This is a genomic window from Nonomuraea glycinis (genome assembly GCF_014646515.1).
GTDB lineage: Bacteria > Actinomycetota > Actinomycetes > Streptosporangiales > Streptosporangiaceae > Nonomuraea > Nonomuraea glycinis.
Window position 1 is genome coordinate 234,434 of record NZ_BMNK01000006.1, and the last position, 23,551, is coordinate 257,984.

21 protein-coding genes and 1 pseudogene are annotated in these 23,551 nt (G+C 71.9%); 14 read left to right on the forward strand and 8 right to left on the reverse strand.

Going from position 1 to position 23,551, the window contains the following annotated elements:
* Positions 1-2 precede the first annotated feature (2 nt).
* Positions 3-620: a dihydroxyacetone kinase subunit DhaL gene (gene dhaL, locus IEY87_RS19355; protein WP_189140085.1), complete on the reverse strand. Its 618-nt coding sequence runs from the start codon at positions 618-620 to the stop codon at positions 3-5.
* Positions 620-1,600, reverse strand: coding sequence for a dihydroxyacetone kinase subunit DhaK (dhaK, locus tag IEY87_RS19360; protein ID WP_189140086.1), 981 nt, complete (start codon positions 1,598-1,600; stop codon positions 620-622). Before dhaK ends, dhaL begins: the two co-directional genes overlap by 1 nt.
* A gap of 106 nt (positions 1,601-1,706) precedes the next feature.
* Here dhaK and IEY87_RS19365 point away from each other — a divergent pair, with 106 nt between their 5' ends.
* On the forward strand, positions 1,707-2,459 hold the full coding sequence (locus IEY87_RS19365; RefSeq protein ID WP_189140087.1) for a lysophospholipid acyltransferase family protein: 753 nt from the start codon (positions 1,707-1,709) through the stop codon (positions 2,457-2,459).
* A gap of 7 nt (positions 2,460-2,466) precedes the next feature.
* On the opposite strand, the gene IEY87_RS19370 is transcribed toward IEY87_RS19365, so the two are convergent.
* Both IEY87_RS19370 and IEY87_RS19375 read right to left on the reverse strand, forming a co-directional pair.
* Positions 2,467-3,273, reverse strand: coding sequence for a serine/threonine-protein kinase (locus IEY87_RS19370; RefSeq protein ID WP_189140088.1), 807 nt, complete (start codon positions 3,271-3,273; stop codon positions 2,467-2,469).
* 34 nt (positions 3,274-3,307) lie between these two features.
* Entirely contained in the window at positions 3,308-4,633 is a 1,326-nt protein-coding gene (locus IEY87_RS19375; protein WP_189140089.1) for an MFS transporter, read from the reverse strand.
* 68 nt (positions 4,634-4,701) lie between these two features.
* Between IEY87_RS19375 and IEY87_RS19380 the strand changes: the two genes are divergently transcribed.
* From IEY87_RS19380 to IEY87_RS19390, 3 genes are all read left to right on the forward strand, one after another.
* On the forward strand, positions 4,702-5,316 hold the full coding sequence (locus tag IEY87_RS19380) for a helix-turn-helix domain-containing protein (protein ID WP_189140090.1): 615 nt from the start codon (positions 4,702-4,704) through the stop codon (positions 5,314-5,316).
* Between the two features lie 88 nt (positions 5,317-5,404).
* Positions 5,405-6,133, forward strand: coding sequence for a DUF4142 domain-containing protein (locus IEY87_RS19385; protein ID WP_189140091.1), 729 nt, complete (start codon positions 5,405-5,407; stop codon positions 6,131-6,133).
* 110 nt (positions 6,134-6,243) lie between these two features.
* Positions 6,244-6,729 (forward strand): hypothetical protein, encoded by a 486-nt coding sequence (locus IEY87_RS19390; protein ID WP_225277486.1) that lies wholly within the window; start codon positions 6,244-6,246, stop codon positions 6,727-6,729.
* An 82-nt stretch (positions 6,730-6,811) separates the two neighbouring features.
* Here IEY87_RS19390 and IEY87_RS19395 read toward each other — a convergent pair whose 3' ends face one another.
* A complete protein-coding gene (locus IEY87_RS19395) occupies positions 6,812-7,450 on the reverse strand; it encodes a TetR/AcrR family transcriptional regulator (RefSeq protein ID WP_189140092.1) in 639 nt (212 codons plus the stop codon).
* A 63-nt stretch (positions 7,451-7,513) separates the two neighbouring features.
* Between IEY87_RS19395 and IEY87_RS19400 the strand changes: the two genes are divergently transcribed.
* Both IEY87_RS19400 and IEY87_RS19405 read left to right on the forward strand, forming a co-directional pair.
* Positions 7,514-7,921, forward strand: coding sequence for a RidA family protein (locus IEY87_RS19400; RefSeq protein WP_189140093.1), 408 nt, complete (start codon positions 7,514-7,516; stop codon positions 7,919-7,921).
* Between the two features lie 264 nt (positions 7,922-8,185).
* Positions 8,186-9,598, forward strand: a complete 1,413-nt coding sequence (locus IEY87_RS19405) for a WGR domain-containing protein (RefSeq protein WP_189140094.1) — start codon at positions 8,186-8,188, stop codon at positions 9,596-9,598.
* A gap of 9 nt (positions 9,599-9,607) precedes the next feature.
* Here the strand turns inward: IEY87_RS19405 and IEY87_RS19410 are convergent, their stop codons facing one another.
* Positions 9,608-10,570, reverse strand: a complete 963-nt coding sequence (locus IEY87_RS19410) for a TIGR01777 family oxidoreductase (protein ID WP_189140095.1) — start codon at positions 10,568-10,570, stop codon at positions 9,608-9,610.
* A gap of 281 nt (positions 10,571-10,851) precedes the next feature.
* Between IEY87_RS19410 and IEY87_RS19415 the strand changes: the two genes are divergently transcribed.
* Positions 10,852-11,610: a VOC family protein gene (locus IEY87_RS19415; protein WP_189140096.1), complete on the forward strand. Its 759-nt coding sequence runs from the start codon at positions 10,852-10,854 to the stop codon at positions 11,608-11,610.
* Between the two features lie 56 nt (positions 11,611-11,666).
* Here IEY87_RS19415 and IEY87_RS19420 read toward each other — a convergent pair whose 3' ends face one another.
* Positions 11,667-12,458 carry a phytanoyl-CoA dioxygenase family protein gene (locus tag IEY87_RS19420; protein ID WP_189140097.1) on the reverse strand — a complete coding sequence of 264 codons (792 nt, stop codon included), beginning with the start codon at positions 12,456-12,458 and terminating at the stop codon, positions 11,667-11,669.
* Between the two features lie 92 nt (positions 12,459-12,550).
* On the opposite strand from IEY87_RS19420, the gene IEY87_RS19425 reads away from it, so the two are divergent.
* Complete coding sequence (locus IEY87_RS19425; protein WP_189140098.1) at positions 12,551-13,420, forward strand: AraC family transcriptional regulator; 870 nt, start codon at positions 12,551-12,553, stop codon at positions 13,418-13,420.
* Positions 13,421-13,437: 17 nt separating this feature from the next.
* Here the strand turns inward: IEY87_RS19425 and IEY87_RS19430 are convergent, their stop codons facing one another.
* Complete coding sequence (locus IEY87_RS19430; RefSeq protein WP_225277487.1) at positions 13,438-14,223, reverse strand: DeoR/GlpR family DNA-binding transcription regulator; 786 nt, start codon at positions 14,221-14,223, stop codon at positions 13,438-13,440.
* Between the two features lie 124 nt (positions 14,224-14,347).
* On the opposite strand from IEY87_RS19430, the pseudogene IEY87_RS19435 reads away from it, so the two are divergent.
* From IEY87_RS19435 to IEY87_RS19460, 6 genes and pseudogenes are all read left to right on the forward strand, one after another.
* Positions 14,348-16,541 (forward strand): annotated as a pseudogene (locus tag IEY87_RS19435) (family 78 glycoside hydrolase catalytic domain); the annotation flags it as partial.
* 6 nt (positions 16,542-16,547) lie between these two features.
* Entirely contained in the window at positions 16,548-16,874 is a 327-nt protein-coding gene (locus IEY87_RS45855) for an alpha-L-rhamnosidase C-terminal domain-containing protein (RefSeq protein WP_229699366.1), read from the forward strand.
* Positions 16,871-18,172: an extracellular solute-binding protein gene (locus IEY87_RS19445; RefSeq protein WP_189140102.1), complete on the forward strand. Its 1,302-nt coding sequence runs from the start codon at positions 16,871-16,873 to the stop codon at positions 18,170-18,172. Before IEY87_RS45855 ends, IEY87_RS19445 begins: the two co-directional genes overlap by 4 nt.
* The gene (locus IEY87_RS19450) at positions 18,169-19,092 is read left to right on the forward strand and encodes a carbohydrate ABC transporter permease (protein WP_189140103.1); all 924 of its coding nucleotides are present in this window, start codon (positions 18,169-18,171) and stop codon (positions 19,090-19,092) included. Before IEY87_RS19445 ends, IEY87_RS19450 begins: the two co-directional genes overlap by 4 nt.
* Positions 19,089-19,901, forward strand: a complete 813-nt coding sequence (locus tag IEY87_RS19455; protein WP_225277488.1) for a carbohydrate ABC transporter permease — start codon at positions 19,089-19,091, stop codon at positions 19,899-19,901. Before IEY87_RS19450 ends, IEY87_RS19455 begins: the two co-directional genes overlap by 4 nt.
* Entirely contained in the window at positions 19,898-23,404 is a 3,507-nt protein-coding gene (locus IEY87_RS19460; RefSeq protein WP_189140104.1) for a type 1 glutamine amidotransferase family protein, read from the forward strand. Before IEY87_RS19455 ends, IEY87_RS19460 begins: the two co-directional genes overlap by 4 nt.
* Positions 23,405-23,551 lie beyond the last annotated feature (147 nt).

A 23,551-nucleotide genomic window follows, 5' to 3' on the forward strand; every position in this document is an offset into this window, starting at 1 on the left:
CATCAGGATTCCACCGACGCCAGCGCGGCCATGATGAGCGCTGAGGACGCCGCGCCCGGGTCCTCGTGCCCGATGCTGCGCTCGCCCAGATAGCTCGCCCGCCCCTTGCGGGCCAGCAGCGGGATCGTCGCCAGCGCCCCCTCCTCGGCCGCGCGCGCCGCCCGCTCGAACGCCTCCCGCACCTCCACCCCTTCCTGTACGGCCTGCGTCAGCGCCCTGGAGGCGGGGGCCAGCGCGTCCAGCATGGTCTTGTCACCGGGAGCGGCCTTGCCCAGCCGCGCCACCGCCCGCACCCCCGCCTCGAACGCCGCGGCGAACCCGGCCGGCGTGACCGGGGCGTCCAGCGCCTTGCCCATCTGCCGGAACGCCGTGCCGTACAGGGGCCCGGAGGCGCCGCCGACGCGGCGGATCAGGGTGTTGCTCGCGGACAGGAGCACCTGCTCCGGCGAGGTCGGCGGCCATTCGGCCAGGGCCTGCCGCACCTCGGCGAACCCGCGGTCGAGGTTCGTGCCGTGGTCGGCGTCGCCGATGGCGGCGTCGAGCTCGGTCAGGTGGTCGCGGCGCAGCCGGATCAGCTCGGCCATGCCGGCGAACCAGGCGAGGAAGAAGTCGGTGTCCATCAGCGTCCCCAGCGCAGGGCGGGCGTCTCGACGGGCGCGTCCCACAACCGCGTCAGGGTGGCGTCGAGCCGGCAGACCGTCACCGAGAAGCCCTGCATGTCCAGGCTGGTCACGTAGTTGCCCACCAGCGAGCGCGCCACCCGGGCCCCCTTGCCGCGCACGATCGCCTCCACCTCGGCGAAGACGACGTACAGCTCGATCAGCGGGGTGGCGCCCATGCCGTTGACCAGGACGAGCAGGTCGTCCCGCAGCGGCAGGTCGCCGTGGATCGCGGCCATCGCCACCGCCACCAGCTCCCGCGCCGGCGCCAGCGGCACCCGGGTCCGGCCCGGCTCGCCGTGGATGCCGATGCCCAGCTCCACCTCGCCCGGTGGCAGATCGAAGGTGGGCCGGCCGGCCGCCGGTGTCGTACAAGAGGTCAGCGCGATGCCGAAGGAGCGGCTGCGCTCGTTCACCTCGCGCGCCACCCGCGCCACCTCGGCCAGGGGCGCGCCCTCCTCGGCCAGCGCGCCGGCGATCTTCTCCACGAACAGCGTCGCCCCGGTGCCGCGCCGGCCCGCCGTGTAGAGGGAGTCCTGGACGGCCACGTCGTCGTCGACGAGCACGCTCGCCACCTCGACGTCCTCGACGAGCTCGGCGGCCATCTCGAAGTTGAGCACGTCGCCGGTGTAGTTCTTGACGATGTGCAGCACACCGGCGCCGCCGTCGACGGCCTGGGTGGCGTCGATGATCTGGTCGGGCACCGGCGAGGTGAAGATCTCTCCGGGGCAGGCCGCGTCGAGCATGCCGTGCCCGACGAACCCGGCGTGCAGCGGCTCGTGCCCGGAGCCGCCGCCGGAGACCAAGGCGACCTTGCCCGGCCGTGGCGCGTCGGCCCGGTGGACGACCCGGTTGCGGACCCGCAGCGCCGGGTGCGCGGCGGCGAGGCCCGCCAGGGCGTCCTCGACCACGGAGTCGGCCGCGTTGATGAGCTTCTTCATGGTCGTAACATCTGCCCGTTTTCGCCCGGCGGCAAGCGCCGTCGGCGAATCGCTCGCGGCGGGCGGGCATGCCAAGGAACCGGCCGGAATAGGCTACCTTCTGGTCATGGCTGAGATCGTGTACCCGCCGGTGCTGGCCACCGCGCGGACCCTGTTTCGCGTGCTGGACTACCGCTTCCACCTGGAGGGGACCGAGCACGTGCCGCGCTCGGGCGGGGCGGTGCTGGTGAGCAACCACATCAGCTATCTCGACTTCATCTTCGCCGGATACGGCGCGCTGCCGGCCAAGCGGCTGGTGCGCTTCATGGCTAAGAAGGACGTGTTCGACCACCGGATCTCCGGGCCGCTGATGCGCGGCATGCACCACATCCCGGTCGACCGCGAGGCGGGCGCCGGCTCCTACGCCACGGCGCTGCGCATGCTGAAGGCGGGGGAGGTGGTGGGGGTGTTCGCCGAGGGCACGATCAGCCGCTCCTTCACCGTCAAGGAGATCAAGAACGGCGCCATCCGGATGGCGCAGGCGGCCAAGGTGCCGATCATCCCGGTCGGGCTGTGGGGCAGCCAGCGGATCTGGACCAAGGGCAGGAAGAAGCAGCTCCTGCAGCGCCATGTGCCGCTGACCATCCTGGTCGGCGAGCCGATGAATCCGCGCCGGGGCGAGGACGTCGACCAGCACGTGGCCGACCTGCACGCCCGGCTGTCGAGCCTGGTGGACCGGGCGCAGCGGACCTATCCGGAGACCCCGCAGGGCGTCTGGTGGCAGCCCGCGCACCTGGGCGGCACCGCGCCCACCCCCGAGGAGGCGGCCGCCATGGACGAGGAAGAGGCCCGCGCCCGCGCCGCCAAGGCCAAGGACTGAGCGCGGGTTAGATGGCCGCCTGGTAGCTGCCGGCGCGCATGCCCGCGAGCAACCCGGCGGTCTGCTCGTGGGTGAAGCGCCGCACCGGGTCGTTGTGCAGCAGGCCCTCGATGAGCGGGCGCATCACACCGGCCCGGCGCGGCGGCGGGTAGCCGCCGCTGCGGGCCATCCCCAGCACCGTGGCCGCGTCCTGCCCGGGGTAGGGCGGCTGGCCTTCGATGGCGCTGTAGAGCGTGGCGCCGAACGACCACATGTCGGCCTCCTTGCTGGCCGGGCCGCCGTGCAGCCGCTCCGGGGCCATGAACGCGGGTGTGCCGCGCAGCCGCCTGGAGGTGACCTTCCGGATGTCGCCCTCGGCCGTGGCTATGCCGAAGTCGGTCAGCACCACCCGGTCGCCCGTCAGCATGACGTTGGCCGGCTTCACGTCGCGATGCAGCACCGCGGCCTGGTGGGCGGTGCGCAGCGCCGCGAGCAGGTGCTGGCCGATCGCCGCCACCGACTGCGCGGGCAGCGTGCCCACCTGGGAAAGCAACTGGTGAAGAGAGAGCCCGTCAAGGTACTCCATCACGATCCAGAGCTTGCCGCCCTCTTCGATGAGGTCGTGGACCGTGACGATGTTGGGGTGCGACAACCTGGCCGCCATGCGCGCCTCGCGCAGCACGCGCCGGCGCACCATCTCGGCCTCCCCGGCCAGCGTCAGCTCCTTGAGCGCTACCTCTCGGTGCAGAAGCTGGTCGAATGCACGCCAGACGACGCCCATGCCCCCACGACCGGCCTCCTCGTTCAGGAGGTACCGTCCGCCGATCTCCCGCATACCATCCCCTCATTGACGGGGTAATCATGTCATCTCAGCGCAGGCCTTTGGGTGCCGAACGTGATCTGGATATGTCGGGAATCGAAGCGTCGCTGGTCAGAGGCGATGAAATTCGATCGGGTACGACACGCCACAGGAGGCCGACAGCGGCCAAGCAGACGCCCGCGGCGCTCAGGAAGACCGCCGGAAGCCCGGCGAACTCGCCCAGCACCCCGCCCAGCACCGCCCCGATCGGCATCCCGCCCATGCCGATCAGACGGTAGGCGGAGTTCACCCGGCCCAGCAGGCCGGCGGGGATGAGCCGCTGGCGGGCGGTGATGACGAGCACGTTCGCCGCGGCCCCGGCGGCGCCCCACACCACGGCGGTCGGATAGAGCAGCCAGGCGATCGGCAGCAGTACGGGGACCAGGTGCAGCAGCGCGCTGATCAGCCACAGGCCTGCCAGTGCCCGGCCCTCGCCGAACAGCCGGACGACACGGTCCGACACCAGCGACCCGGCCACGGCCCCCACGGCGAGCGCCGTCATCACCAGCCCGTAGCCGGCCGGATCCAACCCGATCCGCGACCCGTCGCCGACGACCCACAGCACGAGCACGCCGAAGTAGGCGGCGCTGGCGAAGTTGAGCAGTCCGGCGGAGACGGCCAGCGTGCGCAGGAAGCGATGCCGCCACAGGTAGCGCAGCGCCTCACCGATGTCCCCGGCCATCGACCGCCGCCCGGTGCCGCTTGAGGTGCTCTCGGGTCGAGGGTGCCGGTCCGGGAGCCTTGGTCCGGTGTTCTCGGGCTGTGGCCGGAAGCGGCCGCGCATGCCCAGCAGGAGCAGGCCCGCCGCGCCGTACAGCAGGGCCGGGGCGCCGAAGACGGCGGCGGGCAGGAGCGTGACCAGCAGGCCGGCCACGGGCGCGCCGGCGAAGTCGTTGCCGATCGTCTGGGTGCTCACCACGCGCCCGTTCGCCGTGGTGAGGTGGGCGGGTGCGACCGTCATCGGCAGCACCGACTGCGCCGAGACGTCCGCGAACACCTCGCTCACGCAGGCCAGCAGCACGGCCACCAGCATGATCCACAGGTTCATCAGGCCGAGCGCGCCGAGCACGGCCACGGCCATCAGGACGGCCGCGCGGATCACGTTCGCCAGCACCATGATGCGCCTGCGGTCGAGCCGGTCCGCGAGGGCGCCCGCGTGCAGGGCCAGCAGCAGCCAGGGCAGCGTGGCCGCCGCCCCCACCAGCGCCACCTGGACGGGGGAGCGGGTGAACGTCAGCGCCAGCAGCGGCGCGCCCACCTTCAGCACGCCGTCGGCGAGGTTCGACAGCGCGGTGGCGGACAGCAGAAAGCCGAACGATCGGCCGAGACGCGCCATGACTCACTCCGCTAGTGTGTAAGGAAAGCTGTGCATAGATTACTTTGCAAAGATAGGTTTGCACACCGATGCCGCGCAAGAGCTTTTCCGCCCGGACTCTCGACGCCAACGCGCTCAAGTCCTTCGCCCACCCCCTCCGCCTGCGCCTGTACGAGCTGCTGGAGGAGCACGGCCCGTCCACCGCCACCCGGCTCGCCGGACTGGTCGGCCAGAACACCGGCGCGACCAGCTACCACCTGCGCGAGCTGGCCCGGCACGAGATGATCGAGGCGGTGCCCGAGCTGGGGCGCGGCAAGGAGAAATACTGGCGGGTGGCGCCGGGCGGCTTCTCCTACGGCGAGTCGCCCGCCGACGCCGACGCCGCCGGCGCGCTCGCGTTCCTGCTCGACGAGGTCGTACGCCAGCGCGGCGCCGAGCTGACCCGGTGGCGCGAGGAGGCCGACAGCACGCCGGAGGAGTGGGTCCAGGCCAGCGGCCTCGGCCGCCGCTCCCTGCGGCTCACGGCCGGGGAGACGGCGGGGATGCGGGACGAAATCTTCGAGGTGCTGGAGCGTTACCGCGCACTCTCGGATCGCCGGATCGGCGCGTCCCCGGGCGCCCCCGATCCCGGCACGGCGCACGTGATCGTGCACTTCGACGTCTTCCCCGTGGGGGTCGAGGAGGTGGACGGGCCGGCGCGGTGAACGATCTCGCGCTGCCGTGCGTACCCCCTGTAGATCGGTGCATAACTGGTCAAGTCATACCCGACGATCTGGAAGGGGATGACGGCAGATGCGCTCTCGACGTGGCCGTCTCGTTCTCGCCGCCGCGTGCGGCGCCGTCGCGCTCACCACCGCCGCCTGCTCCCTCCCCGCGGGCGTGCGCAGCGCCGACACCGCGAGGGTCGCCGACGCCGCCTCGTTACCCGCGGAGGAGATTCCGGAAGATCAGCTGGCGCCGGCCGCCACCAGCCTCACCCAACCGGACCCGTCGGCGGCGCCCGCGGCGACGGCGGGCGGCAAGGACGACAACAGCACCTGGCCCACGAAATGGGGTCCGCTGTCGCCCCTCGACCGTGACCTGATCAAGAAGGTACGGCTCGCCACGCTGTGGGAGATGACGATGGCCCAGGAGGCGATCCAGCGCGCCAGTAGCGCCAAGGTGCGCACGATCAGCAAGGAGATCGCCGCGCAGCATCACGTACTGGACAAAGGGGCCCTCGACCTGGCGAAGAAGTTCGACATCCGGCTGCCGGTGAAGCCCACCGAGGATCAGGCGCGCTGGATGGCCGACATCACCAGCAGGACCGGGCGGGACTACGACGTCACCTACGTCAAGTGGCTGCGGCTGGCGCACGGCGGGATCTTCCCCGCGATCGGCTCGGTGCGCGGGACCACCCAGAACACGCTGGTGCGCAAGTACGCGGAGGAGTGCAACGCGGCGGTGCTGAACCACCAGCGGCTGCTGGAGAGCACCGGCCTGGCCGGCCCCGACGCCTTCCCGACCCCGCCCCCGGTCTGACCTCTTCTCATGAGACCTTCATCTTCCGCAGAGATCACTTTCAGCTGACACGGTGACCATGGACGGCACAGGCCGAGACAGGGAGACGGGTCACCATGGGCTCAGTGAAGATGAGCGCGACATTCATGCGGCGGGCGCTGGCCGCACTGACGGCGATCGCCGTCTTAGGCGCGGCGTTCGAGCTGTTCGCCGAGCGGCACTGGCGCAGCCCGCAGCAGCTCGTCCCGTGGGCCGCCCTCGCGCTTCTGGCCGTCGCCGCGGTGCTGCTGCTGCTCAAGGAGTCTCGCGGGCTGACCCGCACGATCAGGGTGATCGCGGGCGCGGTGCTGCTGGCCTCCGCCATCGGGGTGTACGCGCACGTGTCCGCCAACTTCACCATGGGCTCGTTCGACCAGAGTCTCGACGGGACCTGGGCCGGCATGTCCGTCGTCTCGCAGTACTGGTACGCGCTCACCAAGGCGGTCGGCAACGCGCCCCCGCTGGCGCCCGGCATGCTCGCCCAGGCGGCCCTGCTGGTGCTGCTGGCCACCTTCGCCGGCTCCGGGACGGCGGCGACGGAGTCCCGGCACCGCCGGGCCATGGCCGACGCCGACTGACGTCGCCGGCGTCTCCCGGGCCATGGCTGTCGCCAACTTGACGTCGCCGGCGTCTGTCGGGCCGGGAGAGCGGCCGTAGGACTCATTCCGGCTGCGATCCGGCGTCCGGGCCGGACAACGGCCGCCAGCCGTGCTCGACCGATCGGCGGCATCTGCCGGGTTCGTCGCCCGCGCTGACGAACAGCGCGGTCAGCATGGGCACGCCGTGGTCGAGCGTCTGGCGGGGCAGCGGGCCGCCCGCGACCAGGGAGACCAGACCGTGGGCGACGGCCCAGCTCTGGATCGCGAGCTCCAAGGGGACGGTGCCGGCGTGGAAGCGGCCGGTGTCCCTGGCGCGCAGGACGGCCTGGACCAGGTATTCCAGGGTCGCGTCCGCGGCCTTGAGGTCTTCGAGGCCGACGCTCGCGTCGAACATGACCCGGTAGAGGTCAGGGTGGTCCAGGGCGTTGCGGAGGTAGGCCGCGATCAGGGCGGTCAGGTCCCGCACCGGGTCCGTGGACATCGTCATCGTTGTGAACCGGGCGCCCAGGCGGGTGAAGCCCTCCTGCCGCAGGGCCTGCCACATGCCGTCCATGCCGCCGAAGTAGGTGTAGACGGCCATCGTCGACACGCCCGTCCCGGCCACCAGCGAGCGCAGGGTGATGGGCTCGCGGGTGCGCAGCATGTGCGCGGCCCGCTCGATGAGCAGGGTGCGGACCGCCGGATCCTTCGTCCTCGCCATGGCACCAGAATACATAGCATTGCACTGCTATAGTATCGAGGAACCCACGAACAAGGAGGCCGCATGCCCATCACCCTGGTGAACCCCGACGGATTGCCCAAGCCCGAGATCTACCGGCAGGTGTCGATCGCCACGGGATCGAAGCTGGTGTTCATCGCCGGCCAGGTCGCCCGCGACGCCGACGGCGGCCGGGTCGGCGAAGGCGACCTCGTCGCCCAGGCCGAGCAGTGCTACCTCAACGTCGGCACCGCCCTGGCCGGGATCGGCGGCTCCTTCGACGACGTGGCGAAACTGACCGTCTACGTCGTCGACTGGAGCCTCGACAAGATGCCCCTGTTCCTGGAAGGGGTCTCCCGCGCCGCCGCGAAGCTGGGGGTCGCCCCGGTCCCGCCGGCCACCCTGGTGGGCGTCGCCGCCCTGGCCGAGCCTGACATCCTGCTGGAGGTCGAGGCCACCGCCGTCCTCGACTGACCCCGCGCGTACGGTCGGACCTCGCCGCACTGATCGCGCGCCTCGGGTGAGCGGCCGATGGTGCCGTAGGGGCGGGCCAGGCTGGTGGTGAGTTGGCGGATGCCGTCGCGGCACCGTCCCCGGCCGCGGCGTGCCCGCCAGTCGCGGGTCGGGCCGTGGTCGACGCCAGTCTCCTGGAGTGATTAGGAAATATCCGTCTTTGTCACCGCCATGCTCTAGCGTCTCGGGGAGTTGATCGGCCCTGGACCATCTGGAGAGCGGGACATGACCTACCTTGAACTGTCCGAGGACGGCGGCGGAGCGCACAAGTTCTACGAGGTGATCGTGTCCGGATCGCAGGTCGCGATCACTTACGGGCGCATCGGGGAGAGCGGCCAGACCAAGGTCAGCGCGTTCGCCGACCAGGCCAAGGCGCAGGCCGTGGCCGCCAAGAAGATCGGCGAGAAGGTCCGCAAGGGCTACGCGCCCGCCGTACGAGGCGTCCGGCAGCGCAGGGCGGTCACCCGCAGAGCCATCGCCAGCAGCCGCTCCACCGCCCAGCAGGCGCCCGTCCTGTGGCGTTTCGACAGCGGCGCCGCCGCCTTCGGGATCTTCGTCGACGAGGAGCGCTGCTGGGTCGGCAACCAGCACGGCGACGTCTACACCGTCACGCACACCGGCACCGTCACGAACCGCTACCGCCTGCCCGAGGGCGTCAAGTGCATCGTCGCCGACGACTTCTGGATCTACGCGGGCTGCGACGACGGCAAGGTGTACGACCTCAGCGGCAAGGTCCCGAGGGCCGCGTACGAGATCACCGCCGACGTGGACATCTACTGGCTCGACATCCACGACGGCGTCCTCGGCGTCTCCGACGGGGCCGGACGGATCACCACGATCGACTACGAGGACGAGTTCCAGTGGGCGCGCACCGGCCGGGGCGACTCCGGCTGGATGGTCAGGTGCGACGAGACCGGCGTCTACCACGGGCACTCCAACGGCGTGGCCCGCTACAACGTGGAGGACGGCACGCCCGTCTGGGAGAACGCCCAGGTGAAAGACGTGCTGTTCGGCTGGCAGGAGGAGCACGCGGTCTACGCCGGCACCGCCCGAAGCTCCGTACACCGCCTGGCCAAGAGCGACGGCCGGGTCGAGGCCGTCTACCGATGCGACGGCGCCGTCTACTCGTGCGCCACCTCGCCGGGCGGCCGCTATGTCTTCGCGGGCGACAACCACTCCTCGGTCTACTGCTTCGACGCCTCCGGTGAGCGGCTGTGGAAGCTCGGCACCGGCTGCGGCTCGGCCTTCTCCATGCAGTTCCTCGACGACCGGCTCTACATCGTCACCACCGACGGCTCGCTGGCCTGCATCGACGCGAGCGAGGCCGCGATCACGGCGGCCCGCGCGGGCACCGTGCCGCAGCGGGTGGACGTGAAGGCGGCGGCGTCGCTGGCGACGGTCGAGCCGTCGGTCGCGCTGGAGACCACCACCGACGCGGCGAACGGCGTGATCGTGGAGTGCCTGCGCGAGGGTGAGCGGTTGCGGGTCCGCGTGGTCACGCCCGGCCACGAGCCGTGGAACGTGCAGTTTCCCAAGGAGATCCGCGAACCGGGCGCCCGCTACCTCGTCGACGGCGTCCGCTCCGCGGGACGCGGCGGCTTCTACCGCGTTTACGGGGAGATCAGGCGCCTGCTCTGACCCGTTCCGTCAACGGATGTCGTGGGGGACAAGCCCGCCGCGCACGCGTCGGACGAGGTCGTCGGCGGCCTGCGGCCACCGGGGGTGGTCGAAGGCGAAACCCGCCTCCAGGAGGCGGCCGGGGGTGACGCGGCGGCTTTTCAGCAGGAGCTCGGTGTCCGAGCGCAGCGCGAACGCGCCGAGTTCGGCCATCCACCTCGTCGCGGGCAGGCCCACCGGGACACCCCACGCGGCACGCAGCACGCGCATGAACGTGCGCTGCGGTAAGGGATCGGGCGCGGCGAGGTTGACCGGCCCGGTGAGGTCGTCCCGGTCGGCCAGGAACTCGACGGCGCGGACGAAGTCGCGGTCGTGGATCCAGGAGATGTACTGGGCGCCGCCCGCGATCGGGCCGCCGAGGCCGAGCCGCGTCAGCCGCAGCAAGGTGTCGAGGACGCCGCCGCGATCGGGGCTCATCACCATGGCGGTGCGCAGGCTGACCTTGCGCGTGCGCGGGGTCTCGGCGCGCTCCTGCGCCCGCTCCCACGCCTTCGCGATCTCCACGCTGTAGGCCCAGTAGCCCGGGACGCCGCTCTCGGCGCCGCCGATGACGCCGGTCGTCTCGTCGTTGGGCGCGTCGAAGCGGTGGGCGTAGACGGTGGCGGTGCTCATCTGCAACCAGACCCGGGGAGGCCGTACGGCGGCGGCGATCGCCTCGCCCACGACCCTGGCCGAGTGCACCCGCGAGTCCATCATGGCGCGCAGGTTGGCCCCGGTGTAGCGGCAGTTGACGCTGCGCCCGGCCAGGTTGACGACGAGGTCGCTGCCGTCGATCTCCGCCGCCCACGGGCCCAGGCTCTCGCCGTCCCAGCGGACCTCACGCTCGCGCGCCGGCCGTCTGGTCAGGACCACGACCTCATGGCCCGCCGCGGTCAGCGCGCGCTTCAGGATCGTGCCTACCTGCCCGGCTCCGCCGGGTATCACAATCTTCATCGGGGTCCCCCCAGGCGTCTGGGACGACCCTAGCGCAGCGAGTTGAACGCGTTCAAAACGGGCCCCATCCGAGGGCTTCGGCCACTGGCGCGACATCGGATGTCCGCGCGGACGTCGCCGTGGTGGCAGCGGGGCAGGGCCATGCTCAAGTCCCGGCCTGCCGCCGGTCAAACATTGTTCGTTTGTGCTGGTCGTACTTGTTTTGCGGGGGACCCATGCCAGGCTCGGAGTGACGGGTGGCGCCCTCGCACCACCGTCACATAGTGACTATGGAGCACGCCATGCTCACCACCCAGTTCCTGCCCGGCTCCCTGTGCTGGATCGAGCTCGACAGTTTCAACATCGAGATCGCGAAGCGGTTCTACGGTGGCCTGTTCGGCTGGGAGTTCCAGGATCAGGTGCCCGAGTACACCTTCTGTCAGGTCGGCGGCAGGAACGTCGCCGGGATCGGCGCGCTCATGGGGGAGGCGGTCACCTCGGCCTGGATCCCCTACTTCTCGGTGGAGGACTGCGAGGCCACCACCCGGACCGTGGAGCCGGCGGGCGGCACCGTGGTGCTGCAGCCGGTGGAGCTGGCGCCCCAGGGGCAGATGGCACAGTTCGAGGACCCGGCCGGCGCCCGGTTCGCGGCCTGGCGGCCCGCCGAAGTCCCCGGTGTGGACCTGGTGAACGAACCCGGCTCGCTGGCCTGGGTCGAGCTGCACGCGCCCGACAGCACGGCCGTCCGCGCCTTCTACAAGTCGGTCCTGGGCTGGCGGTTCGAGGACAGGCCGATGGGGGACACGACCTACCCGCTGATCTCCCCGGCCGGCGGCGACGCCGACTCGTCCATGGGCGGCCTGCTCCCGCTCGAGTCCGGTGACCTGCCGCACTGGCTGGCTTACTTCGAGGTGCGCGACTGCGACGCCGCCGTGGCGGGCTGCCGCGAGCTCGGCGGTACGGTCCACGCCCCGGCGGAGGACGTCAAGGGCGTGGGCCGGATGGCGGTGCTGGCCGACCCGCACGAGGCCCGCTTCGCCGTCGTCACCAGCTCCGTCTGAGCTGCCGCCCAGCCCCGCCTGACGGTTGTCACCGCAGGCGAGCCGGGCGGCGGTCGTCAGGCCCAGGGGCGGGGGAAGGTGTCGCCGTCCAGCCGGTCGCCCGCCGTGAGGCCGAGGGGGTCGGTCACGACGTGCGAGGTCCCGCTGTAGGCGGTCGCCTCGTCCATGTAGATGGTGACATGCGCCAGCCGGGCCTGATCGGTGCGGTTGGGCAGCGCCATGTGGCCGGTGTAGCCGCTGTGGAAGGTGCAGTCGCCGGCGCGCAGCGGCAGGGTCACGCGGGGGATCCAGCGCAGGGAAGGGTCCGCCGCGAACAGGTCCTCCTCCTGGTGCAGGTCCTGCGGGCGCAGGCCGGTGCGATGCTGGGTGCCCGGCAGGAAGGTCATGCAGCCGCGCTCCGGCGGGACGTCGACCAGGGCGATCCACGCCGACAGCGGGAGCCGGTCGCCCGCGTGCGGCCAGTACGGACGGTCCTGGTGAAACTCGGTGGCGGCGTTGTTGTGCGGCTCCTTGACCAGCATCTGGTCGTGCCAGAGCCGCAGCGGGAACCCGGCGAGCTGTTCGGCGATCCGGCCGAGCCGCCGGTCCAGCGTGAGCTCCCGCAGCGTCCCGTCACGCTGCCAGACGTTGACGAGCTGGCTGAAGACGCCCCGCTGCTCCAGGCTCTCCGCACGATGCGCCGCCAGGAACGCCTCCGCGCCGGCCCGGAAGCGCTCGGTCCGCGCCGGCTCGAGAACGCCTCGCACTCGGACGAATCCGTGCTCGCGATAGGCCTGGACAAGCTCGTCCGGCACCGTGCCGTCCGCGCCGAGGTCGCTACGGGACTGCTCGGTCGTGGTCGTTGTCATCGCTGACCTCCAGAGTGGGGATGCTCCCAGCGTCGTCGCGGGCCGCCGCCGCGGGCTAGCCCTATTCCGGCGAGTAGTCGTACGATCCCGACATGCCTGCCACGCTGCACGAGCACGCGCTGTTCGCCGGGGGCCCGGTCCTGGGAGGCGTTCACCGGCTGGAGGCCGGCATCGAGCCGCACGCGCACGACTTTCTCGAGATCGCGGTGATCGGCGCCGGCAGCGGCCGGCATGTGACCAGCCAGGGCGAGCAGGCGCTGCGGCTCGGCGCGGTCATCGTGCTCCGGCCGGGCGCCTGGCACGGGTTCCGGGACTGCGCGGGCCTGACCGTCGCCAACTGCTGCCTGTCCACCCAGGCGCTGCGGACCGAGCTGGCGGCGCTGTCCGACATCCCGATGCTGCGCCGGGTGTTGTGGACCGACCCGGTGGCGTCCGGGACGCACGGCGTGGCCGTCACGAGCGTCGATCCGGCCGCCGCCGAGGAGGCCATCGTGGAGATCGGCCTGCTCGAACGGGACCTCGGGGCCGGTCAGGCCCGGCCGGGCCGCGTGCTGGGCAGGCTGGTCACGGTGCTCGGCATCCTGGTCGACGGCCGTGCTCCGGAACGGGAGGCGCCCGGCCCGGCCGTCCATCCCGCGGTCGCCGCCACGGTCGCCCGGCTGGAGGCGGCGCCCGAGGTCCCGTGGCGACTGGACGAGCTCGCCCGGGCGGTCAGCCTGGATCCCGCCTATCTCGGCCGGCTGTTCGGGCAGTACACCGGGGTGACTCCGCTGGGCTTCCTGGCCCGGTTGCGGGCCGAGCGCGCCGCGACGTTGCTGGCCCACTCGACCCTGCCGGTCGCCCGGGTCGGCGCCGCCGTCGGCTGGGACGACCCGACGTACTTCGCCCGCCGATTCCGGACGCTGGTCGGGCTGACGCCCACGGAATACCGGCGACGGAGCGGACCCACGCGGGGCTGTTAGAAATAACGCCGATCGTGTTATAACTGTGCGACTTGCACGTTGGCGTGGTGGTCCCGCAGCCGTTGCAGCAGCTCGTGCGGCGCGTTCGAGTCGACCACGATGACGTCGAAGTCGGCGAGCGGCGCGACCCGGTGCAGCGCTACGCGGGCCAGCTTGGAGCCGTCCACGGCCAGGATGCGCCGCCCGCCCGAGCGCAGCATCGCCCGCTTGACCAGGACGATCTCCTGCTCCTGGTGGAAGGCGTACTGGTCGGAGACCGCCGAGGTGGAGACCACCACCACGTCGGTGCTCACCGCGTCGACCGCCTCGACGCAGCCGAGGCCGAGGAAGGAGTCATGGGTGGCGTGATATTCACCGCCGAGCGCGATGAGCCGGATGTCGGGATTGCCGGCGAGTAGCCTGATCGCCTCGAGGAAGTTCGTCACAACGGTCAGCGGCGCCGCCTCGGCCAGATGGCCGGCGACGGCGAGCGCCGTGGTCGAGTCGTCGAGCATGACGGAGCTGCCCGGCTCGATCAGGCCGGCCACCAGCCGGGCGATGGCGTCCTTCTCGGCGATGTGCGCCTTGAGCCGGTAGGCGATGTTGCTCTCCCAGACGTTGGAGGCCTGGGCGGTGACGCCGCCGCGCACCTTGCGCACCATGCCCTGGCGCTCCAGCTCGTCGAGGTCGCGGTGGACGGTCATCACGCTCACGGCGAAGCTCTCGGCGAGCTCGGTCACCGAGACCGAACCCTGGCGCACGATGTGCTCGGCCATCTCCTGCCGCCGCGCGGACCTGCCGGAGATGTGCTGCCGTGCGTTCACCTGAGCTCCCACCTTCTCCTGGACCGCGCGAATCCTACTCTTGACAGTCATCTTGGGCGACTCATACCGTCCCTTTTAACAAATCTGGCGTTAAGTTAACACTCAAGCAACATGGAGGTGCGGCATGGGCTCCGTGCGGCCCTACGGCCTGTGCTGCGACCACCGCGCGACCCCGCTCGGCACGGACGCCTCCGCGCCGCTGCTGTCCTGGCGGCTCAGCGGCGCCGACCCGGTGGCCTGCCTCGTGGAGGTGGACGGCCTGTGGTCGAGCGGGCGGCTGGACGACCCCGCCGCGATCGGCGTCAGGTACGCCGGGCCGCCGCTGCGCCCGCGCACCAGGTACAGCTGGCAGGTCACGCTCTGGGCCGGCGACGGAACGTCGAGCACCGCGCGCTCGTGGTTCGAGACCGGCCAGGGTGACTGGACGGCCGCCTGGATCGCGGCCGACCCCGACGCCGTCGAGCACGTCGACCCGCCCACCGAGGGCGACCTGGCGCTCCGCGACCACGGCCTGGCCGCCTGCCCCCAGCTTCGCCGCGCCTTCGAGGCCCGCTCGCCGGTGGCGGCGGCCCGGCTGTACGTCAGCGCGAAGGGGCTCTACGAAGCCAGGATCAACGGCCACCGCGCGGGCGACGCCGAGCTCGCCCCCGGCTGGACGGACTACCGCCGGCGCATCCAGTACCAGACCTACGACGTGACGAGCTGTCTCACCGAGGGCGAGAACGTGCTGGCCGTCACCCTCGCCGACGGCTGGTGGAGCGGCTTCGCCGGCTTCGACCCGCGCCGGCCCGGCTACCACTACGGGACGTTCCCCGAGCTCATCGCCGAGCTGCACCTCACCTACGCCGACGGCTCGGCCGAGATCGTCGCCACCGGTGACGGCTGGCGCGCCGGCCGCGGCCATGTCCGCTACGCCGACCTGCTCAAGGGCGAGTGCCACGACCTGCGCGCGGTCACGCCCGGCTGGTGGCTCCCCGGCTTCGACGACACCTCCTGGAGCCCGGCCGTGGTGACCGGCCACGACCACGCGCCGCTGGTGCCGTCGCTGGACGAGCCCGTCAGGGCGGTACGCGACCTGGCGCCGGCCGCCGTCACCCGCACCGGCCCCGGCACGCACCTGGTCGACTTCGGGCAGAACCTGGCGGGCCGCGTCCGCCTGGCCGTACCGGCTCTGGAGCCGGGCAGCCGGGTGACGATCAGGCACGCGGAGACGCTCGACGCCGAGGGCGGCCTGGACACCGCGAACCTGCGCACGGCCGATGCGACCGATGTGCTGATCAGCGCGGGACCGGCCACCGTCTTCGAGCCCGGCTTCACCTACCACGGCTTCCGTTACGCCGAGATCACCGGAGTGGAGGTCCTCGGCGAGGTCAAGGCCGTGGTCCTGCACAGCGACACCCCGCAGGCGGGCACGTTCGCGTGCTCCGACCCGGAGCTCGACCAGCTCCAGCGAAACATCGAGTGGGGGCAGCGCGGCAACTTCGTCAGCGTTCCGACCGACTGCCCGCAGCGCGACGAGCGGCTCGGCTGGCTGGCGGACGCCCAGGTGTTCCTGCCGACCGCCTGCCTCAACGCCGACGTGGCCGCGTTCTTCGCCAAGTGGCTGCGGGACGTGCGCGACGCGCAGACCCCGCAGGGCGGCTTCCCCAACGTCGCGCCCCGGCTGAGCGGCGTCGCCGAGGAGGGCGCGCCCGGCTGGGCGGACGCCGGAGTCCTGATCCCCTGGCACCTGTACCGCGTGTACGGCGATCCCCGCTTCCTCGACATCGACTCTATGGCCGCCTGGGTCGACTTCGTCCGGCGGCACAACCCGGTCCTGGCGCGCCAGGACCGGCCCGCACTACGCCGACTGGCTGTCACCCGGCCCCGCCACCCCGCGCGAGCTGCTGGCCACCGCCTTCTTCCACCGCAGCGCCGACCTGACCGCCAGGGCCGCCCAGGTGATCGGCCGGACCGCCGAGGCGGAGCGGATGAGGGCGCTGGCCGACGATATTCGCGCAGCCTTCATTAAAACGTTCGCATCGGCTCCGGGGCGGCTCACCGGCGACACCCAGACCGGATACCTGCTGGCTCTCGCCTTCGGCCTGCTGCCGCCGGAGTGGATCGTTCCCGCCGCGCGCCGGCTCGCTGAGCTGGTCGGGGAGCACGGCCCGCAGACCGGATTCCTGGGCGTGAACCTGCTCTGCCCCGTCCTGTCCGAGCACGGCCACGCCGACCTGGCGCACGCGCTGCTGAACCGCACCGCACCGCCGTCCTGGCGCTACCAGGTACGGCGCGGCGCCACCACGGTCTGGGAGCGGTGGGACGGCGCCGGCGCCCCCTCGATGAACTCCTTCAACCACTACGCGTTCGGCTCGGTCGGCGAATGGCTGTACGGCGGCGTCGCCGGGATCGCCCAGGCGCCGGACTCGGTCGCCTACCGCGAGCTGGTGATCCGCCCGCTGCCCGGCGAGCTGACCTGGGCCCGAGCCTCCTACGAGTCCGTACGCGGCCGCATCGCCGTGTCCTGGGAGCGCCGCGGCGGGGACTTCCACCTCGCCGTGACCGTCCCGCCCGGCGCGAGCGCCACCGTCCACCTGCCCGACGGGCAGACCCACCAGGTGCCCTCGGGGGATCACACCTTTCGCACGACCGAGGAGACGACAGCATGACCGATCTGCGCAACGCCAGGATGAGCCGCGTCCAGTTCTTCCGCATGATGGGCGGGCTCGCGGTGGCGGCCGCCGCCACCGCCTGCTCGACCAGGCCGGACACCGCCGCCACCACGGGCGGCCCGAGCGCCACGACCGAGCTGAAGTTCGTCGGCGTGGCCGACCAGAAGGCGCCGATGGACAGCCTGCTGGCCGCCTACCAGCAGGCCAAGCCGTCGGTGCGGATCAACGCCTCCTTCGCGCCCACCGACCAGGTGCAGACCTCCGTGCGCACCCAGCTCGGCGCGGGCAACTCGCCCGACCTGCACGTGGTGTACCCGGGCAGCGGCAGCGCGATGTCGATGACCCAGATCGGCCAGGCCGGACTGCTGGCCGACCTGTCCGCCCAGCCGTGGACGCGGACGATCCCCGCCGGGTTCAAGCCCGCCTTCCAGCTCGACGGCAAGACCTACATCTACTCCGCCGGATCGTCGGTCATCGGCGCGATCTACAACAAGAAGGCCTTCGAGAAGGCGAAGGTGGCGGCGCCGCCGACCACCTGGACCGAGTTCCTCGCCGTGTGCGACAAGCTCAAGAAGGCCGGCATCACCCCGATCGCCCTGGGCGCGCAGACGCCGTGGGTCACCCAGCTCATCACGTACGCGCTGGTGCCCTCCACCGTCTACGCCAAGGACCCGACGTTCGACGACAAGCAGAGCGCCGGTCAGGCCACCTTCGCCGGCTCCGGCTGGCGCCAGGCCATGGAGATGTACCTGGAGCTGCAGAAGCGCGGCTTCTTCAACGACAAGCCGAACGGCACCACATTCGAGCAGCAGATCTCGATGGTGGCCACCGGCAAGGCCGCCATGGCGATCCAGGTGTCGGCCGTGCTGCCCGACTTCCGCAAGGCGGCCTCCGCCGCGGACGATCTGTCGATGTTCCCCGTGCCGGGGGCCGACGACGCCGCTTCGGTGTGGATCCCGGCCGGCGTCGTCGTCGGGCTGGGGGCCAGCGCCAAGGGCAAGAACGTCGAGGAGGCGAAGGCGTTCATCGACTTCCTCGGCAAGCAGGAGAGCATCAACGCCTGGGCCAAGGCCATCGCCGCCATCCCGCTCACCCAGGACGCGAGTTCGACCATCGACCCGGCGGTGGAGTCGTTCCTGCCGTTCACCAAGGACCGGGCGGTGCCGTTCATGGACCAGCGCTGGCCCAACGCCGAGGTCCAGCCGGTGCACTTCGCGGTCGTGCAGGAGCTGCTCGCGGGCAAGGCCACGATCGACGAGGCACTGAAGAAGATGGACGAGGCGTACCAGAAGTGACCCCCACCACCACCGCGACGTCGCGCCCGGCCGCCACCAGGAGGCCGGGCCGGCGGCGGAGCTTCAGCATCACTACCCCGTCCTGGCTCTTCGCCGCGCCCGCTCTGCTCGTCTACGCGCTGGTGGTGCTCTATCCCGCCATCAGCGGCGTGTTCTACGCCTTCACCGACTGGAGCGGGATCGGCGAGGACATGTCCTTCGTCGGGCTGGCCAACTTCCGGACGCTGCTGGGCGACGAGCAGGCCATGGGCTCGATCGGCAACACGCTGCTGCTCACCCTGGCCATCGTGGCCGTGCAGAACGGCATCGGGCTGCTGCTGGCCCTGGGCGTGCACGCCAAACTCAGGAGCCGGGCGCTGCTGCGCGTGATCTTCTTCGCGCCGGTGGTCGTCAGCCCGGTGATGGTGGCGTTCCTGTGGAAGTACATCTACAACCCCGACCCGTCGGCGGGCCTGAACGGGCTGCTCGGCCTGGACGTCAACTGGCTGGGTGACCCGTCGGTCGCGCTGTGGTCGGTCGCGGGCATGGTCGTGTGGCAGTACGCCGGTTACTCCATGGTCATCTTCCTGGCCGGGCTGGAGGGCGTGCCCAAGGAGCTGCACGAGGCGGCGATGATCGACGGCGCGGGCACCTTCCAGCGCTTCCGCTACGTCACCTGGCCGCTGCTCGCCCCCGCCCTGACGATCAACATGATGCTCTCCACGATCGGCGGGCTCAAGCTGTTCGACCAGATCTTCGCCACGACGAACGGCGGCCCCGGCTACGCCACGGAAACCCTGTCCACCGTGCTGTACAAGCAGGCGTTCGTCTTCGGCAAGTTCGGCTACAGCACCGCCATCGCCCTCGTGCTCGCCCTGTTCGTGGCGGCCGTCTCCCTCGTCCAGGTCTATTACCTGCGCAGCCGTGAGGTGACCGCGTGAGAAGAACGTTCCTGCTCGAAATCGTCATGATCGCGGTGGCGGTGGCCTTCCTCTTCCCCGTCTATACCCTGGTCGCGCTGTCCCTGAAGGACCCGGCGCAGATCTCGCAGACGCCGCTGGCCCTGCCCGCCCCGCCCACCTTGGACAACTTCGCCAACGCCTGGACGGCGGCGGCGCTCGGCCCGTCGCTGATGAACAGCACCGTGATCACCGTGGCCAGCCTCATCGCGCTGATCGCCCTCGGCTCGTTCGCCGCCTACTACCTGGCCCGGGTGAAGAGCCGGCTCGGCTACGGCCTGTACATCCTGTTCCTGCTGGGCATCGTGCTGCCGTTCCAGCTCGGCATGATCCCGCTGTACGAGCTGGTGACCGGCCTCGGCCTGCTCGGCACGCACGCCGGAATGATCATCTTCTACACGGGCATCCAGCTCCCGTTCACCGTCTTCCTCTACACCGGCTTCATCCGCGCGCTGCCCGCCGACTACGCCAGCGCCGCCCAGATCGACGGCGCCTCCCAGCTGACCGCGTTCACCCGCGTGGTCTTCCCGCTGCTGCGGCCGATCACCGGCACCGTGCTGATCCTCAACGCGGTCTTCATCTGGAACGACTTCTTCACCCCGCTGCTCTACCTCGGCGGCTCGGGCTTCGAGACGGTCCCGGTCAGCGTCTTCGCCTTCGTCGGGCAGTACGTCTCCGACCACGGCCTGGTCTTCGCCGGGCTGGTGCTGGGCGCGCTGCCGATCGTGGCGGTCTTCCTGGTGCTGCAGCGCTACGTCATCAAGGGCTTCGCCAGCGGGCTCAAGGGATGAACGTCTTCGACGTGCTCCGCGAGCCGCCCGCCTCCCACTCGCCGGCGGCCATCTGGTGGTGGAGCGGCGAGCCGCTGCGCCGGGACCGGCTGCGCTGGCAGATGGAACGCCTGGTCGCCGGCGGGGTGCGTAACCTCGTCATCCTGAACCTGGCCCCGTCAGGGCCGCTGTTCGGCGCCGACGCCGACGACCCGCCGTTCCTGTCCGAGGCGTGGTGGCGGCTGCTCGACGAGGTCTGCGCCGACGCTCATGAGCTGGGCGCCTACCTGTGGTTCTACGACCAGCTCGGCTTCTCCGGCGCCGACCTTCAGGCGCGCCTGGTGCAGGAGCGTCCGGAGTTCGCCGGTCAGTGGCTGGCCGCCGACGGGTCCGTCTCCGTCCGCGGCTTCGACTACCTGTCCCGTACGGCCTGCGCGGTGCTGCTCGACCGGGTGCACGGGGAGTTCGAGCGCCGACTCGGCCACTGGTTCGGCCGGGTGATCGTGGGGTCGTTCCAGGACGAGCTGCCCACCCTGCCCACCTGGTCGGCCTCCTTCGCCGAGGAGTACGCGGCCCGGCGGGGGCGGGAGTTCTCCATCGCCGACCCCGACTGGCGGGCCTACCAGGTGACCCGCGCCGAGCTGGCCGAGGAGGCGTTCTTCCGCCCGCTCGCCGCCTGGCACGAGCGCAACGGGCTGCTCAACGGGTGCGACCAGCAGGACCCGGCCCGCGCCGGGCACCCCGTCGACGGTGTACGGCTCTACGCCGACTATGCCCGTACCCACCGCTGGTTCAGCGCGCCCGGATCCGACCACCACGGCGACGCGCGCCTGCACTCCTCCCTCGCCCACCTGTACGGCAGGCCCCGGACCTGGATCGAGGCGTTCCACTCCAGCGGGTGGGGCGGCACCCTTGAGGAGACCTTCGACTGGCTGCTGCCCTGGCTGCGGGCCGGCGCCACCCTCTACAACCCGCACGCGGTCTACTACTCGACCAAGCGCGGCTGGTGGGAGTGGGCGCCGCCGTCCACCGACTGGCGTCAGCCGTACTGGCGGCACCACCGCGTCTTCGCGGACGCGGTCACCCGGCTGTGCGCCGCGCTGTCGCTGGGCCGGCACGCCTGCGACGTCGCGGTCCTGCTCCCCACCACGACCGCGCAGGCGGGCACAGCGGGTACGGCGGGTGTCCCGGCCATGCCGTCGTCCTCGGCGGACCTCGGTCCTGGCGGTGACGCGGCGCGGGCGCAGCGGGTGTACCGGGAGATCGTGGGGGACATGGCGTGGTTCGCCACCGTCCCTGGCGCGCTCGACCGGCTCTGCCTCGACGCCGACGTGATCGACGACGACTCGGTGCGGCGCGCGGCCGTGACCGGCGGCAGGCTGACGGTCTCCACCGAGGCGTACCGGGCGCTCGTCCTGCCCGCCGTCACCGTCCTCGACGAGGACGTCGCGGCCCGGCTGGATGAGTTCGTGAGCGGCGGCGGGCTGCTGGTCGCCGTGGGCGCGCTGCCGGACTCGCCGCGGTTGCGGGCCCGGTTCGAGACGGGCGACGCGGCGTACGTGGCGTCGAGCGAGCAACTCGGCGAGGCGCTGGCCGGGCTCGTCCGGCGGGTCGAGGCGCCGGTGCCGCCGCTGGTGCGCGAGGTCGGCGACACCACGCTGGTGTTCCTCACCGCAGCGTCTCCCATGGCCAGCCGGATCGGGGTGGGCCGGCCCGAGGAGCGCGGCGTGGACCTGGGCTGGCTGGACGCCGCCATCGACTTCGACCCCGGCAGGTACGCGCGCGAGATGCGGGTCAAGGTCAGGGGCGTCTCGGGCACCCCGCTGCTGGCCCGCCTGTTCGGCGGCGAGCCGAGGGCGCTGCCGTACACGCTGGACGGCGACGCCGTGGAGGTCGTCGTGCCCTTCGACGACGGGCCCGCCGCGCTGCTCGTGTTCGACGGAAGTGACGTCGCCGTCGAGGCCCCGCCCACGCCGTACCTTAAGGAGGTCGATCTGGGGGAGGAGTGGGCCGTCGAGCTCGTGCCGACCCTGGACGACACCTGGTCGGACTTCGGCAGCGGCGCCACCGTCGAGCACTGGACGCTGCGCACGCCGGACGGGGAGCCGGTGCACGCGACGTTCGGCCCCCGTGGGGAGCAGCGGGTCGGCGGCGGGCGGGCCGAAGGCGGTGTCGCCGGGGCGGACCGCGATCGGGCGCGCGCCCCTGACGGCCCGTGGACGCCTTCGGTCTGGTCGGCCTCGCGCGGGCTGCGCAAGGACCCCATCCACCGCGACACGCTGGGCCCGAAAGGGCACGTACCGGGAGAGTTCCTCGCCTTCGGCCGGGTCGAGGCGGGCGGGCACGCCCGCTTCCGCAGCGTCCTCACCGTGCCGCCGGGCCGGCCCGCGTGGCTGGCCGTCGGCGCCGGCGCCGCGAAGACCCTCTGGCTGGACGGCGACGAGCAGCCGCTCGACGACCCGGGCTACGCCGCCGTCACCCTGTCACCGCTCGCGCCCGGCGAGCACGCGCTGGAGCTGCTCCTGGTCCCCGACGAGGAGCTCGACCTGCGGGCCTACGTCTGCCTGGTGGCCGACCCCGCCGACGCGGCCCGGCCCGAGTGGATCGCCGGCCCGCTGGAGACGACCGTGCCCGCCGGCGCGCCCGAGCTGATCCAGGTCGCCTCGACCGCGCCCTGCGTGGTGTACGTCAACGGCGCGGAGGCGGGCAGGCAGGGCGGGTTCGACCCGTACGAGGAGGCGGACATCCCGCGCGTGCGCCGCTACGACGTCGCCCACCTGCTGCGGCCCGGCGACAACACGATCCGGGTGGAGTCCGACGGCTGGGTGCTGGTCGACGGGCTGGTCGTCTCCGGTCCCGGCTGGTCGTCCCGGCCGCGCGTACGGCGACGCCAGCACGGCGATCCCGCGGCGCTGTACCTGCGCCCCCGGCCGCATCCGCTCCCCGAGGCGGGCTGGCTGGACGGACGTCCGGCCGCGCTGCCCGCCGGGTTCGCGCTGCCGGGCAGCCGGCCCGGCGTCGAGCGCTTCCTGCTGGACCCGCCTCCCGGCGTGACCGGCATCCAGGTGGACGCGGCCGGCCCCGTGGAGATAGTCGACGGCCGCGAGCTCCGGGTGACGACGACCCCCGGCGCCCGGTCCGGGGCAGCGCTGACCGGACCGGTCCGCTACACCTGCGGGCCCGGCCGCATGCGGCTCGGCGACTGGGAGGAGCACGGGCTGGCGGGCTACAGCGGCGGCGTCCGCTACCGCACCACGGTCAGCGCCACGGCCGGGCCCGGCCTGATCGACCTGGGCCGGGTCCGCGGCACCGCCGAGGTCAGCGTGAACGGGCGGCCCTGCGGCATCAGGGTGTGCTCGCCGTACACCTTCGACGTCCGGCTGGACGACGGCGACAACACCATCGAGATCCTGGTCCTCGGCACGCTCGCCCCCTACCTGGACGAGGTGAGCCCCACCCACTTCGTCTTCGCCGGCCAGCGCACCACCGGACTGTTCGGCCCCGTACGCCTGCGCCTGCCCTGAGCTCGCGGAGCCGGGCTGGGTCTGTGCGTCCTAGGTTGCCCCGTCCGCGGTCGTACAGGGCGTGATATGCGCCGCCACGGCCGGGCAAGGCGGACCAAGCTGGAGGCGTACCCCGAGAACCGCTCGGGGCGGCCCCACGCCTGATCA

Bases quoted from the DNA above. Each gene is read 5' to 3' on its own strand.
- dhaL (WP_189140085.1), bottom strand. From the start codon at position 620: ATGGACACCGACTTCTTCCTCGCCTGGTTCGCCGGCATGGCCGAGCTG.
- dhaK (WP_189140086.1), bottom strand. From the start codon at position 1,600: ATGAAGAAGCTCATCAACGCGGCCGACTCCGTGGTCGAGGACGCCCTG.
- IEY87_RS19365 (WP_189140087.1), top strand. From the start codon at position 1,707: ATGGCTGAGATCGTGTACCCGCCGGTGCTGGCCACCGCGCGGACCCTG.
- IEY87_RS19370 (WP_189140088.1), bottom strand. From the start codon at position 3,273: ATGCGGGAGATCGGCGGACGGTACCTCCTGAACGAGGAGGCCGGTCGT.
- IEY87_RS19375 (WP_189140089.1), bottom strand. From the start codon at position 4,633: ATGGCGCGTCTCGGCCGATCGTTCGGCTTTCTGCTGTCCGCCACCGCG.
- IEY87_RS19380 (WP_189140090.1), top strand. From the start codon at position 4,702: ATGCCGCGCAAGAGCTTTTCCGCCCGGACTCTCGACGCCAACGCGCTC.
- IEY87_RS19385 (WP_189140091.1), top strand. From the start codon at position 5,405: ATGCGCTCTCGACGTGGCCGTCTCGTTCTCGCCGCCGCGTGCGGCGCC.
- IEY87_RS19390 (WP_225277486.1), top strand. From the start codon at position 6,244: ATGAGCGCGACATTCATGCGGCGGGCGCTGGCCGCACTGACGGCGATC.
- IEY87_RS19395 (WP_189140092.1), bottom strand. From the start codon at position 7,450: ATGGCGAGGACGAAGGATCCGGCGGTCCGCACCCTGCTCATCGAGCGG.
- IEY87_RS19400 (WP_189140093.1), top strand. From the start codon at position 7,514: ATGCCCATCACCCTGGTGAACCCCGACGGATTGCCCAAGCCCGAGATC.
- IEY87_RS19405 (WP_189140094.1), top strand. From the start codon at position 8,186: ATGACCTACCTTGAACTGTCCGAGGACGGCGGCGGAGCGCACAAGTTC.
- IEY87_RS19410 (WP_189140095.1), bottom strand. From the start codon at position 10,570: ATGAAGATTGTGATACCCGGCGGAGCCGGGCAGGTAGGCACGATCCTG.
- IEY87_RS19415 (WP_189140096.1), top strand. From the start codon at position 10,852: ATGCTCACCACCCAGTTCCTGCCCGGCTCCCTGTGCTGGATCGAGCTC.
- IEY87_RS19420 (WP_189140097.1), bottom strand. From the start codon at position 12,458: ATGACAACGACCACGACCGAGCAGTCCCGTAGCGACCTCGGCGCGGAC.
- IEY87_RS19425 (WP_189140098.1), top strand. From the start codon at position 12,551: ATGCCTGCCACGCTGCACGAGCACGCGCTGTTCGCCGGGGGCCCGGTC.
- IEY87_RS45855 (WP_229699366.1), top strand. From the start codon at position 16,548: ATGAACTCCTTCAACCACTACGCGTTCGGCTCGGTCGGCGAATGGCTG.
- IEY87_RS19445 (WP_189140102.1), top strand. From the start codon at position 16,871: ATGACCGATCTGCGCAACGCCAGGATGAGCCGCGTCCAGTTCTTCCGC.
- IEY87_RS19460 (WP_189140104.1), top strand. From the start codon at position 19,898: ATGAACGTCTTCGACGTGCTCCGCGAGCCGCCCGCCTCCCACTCGCCG.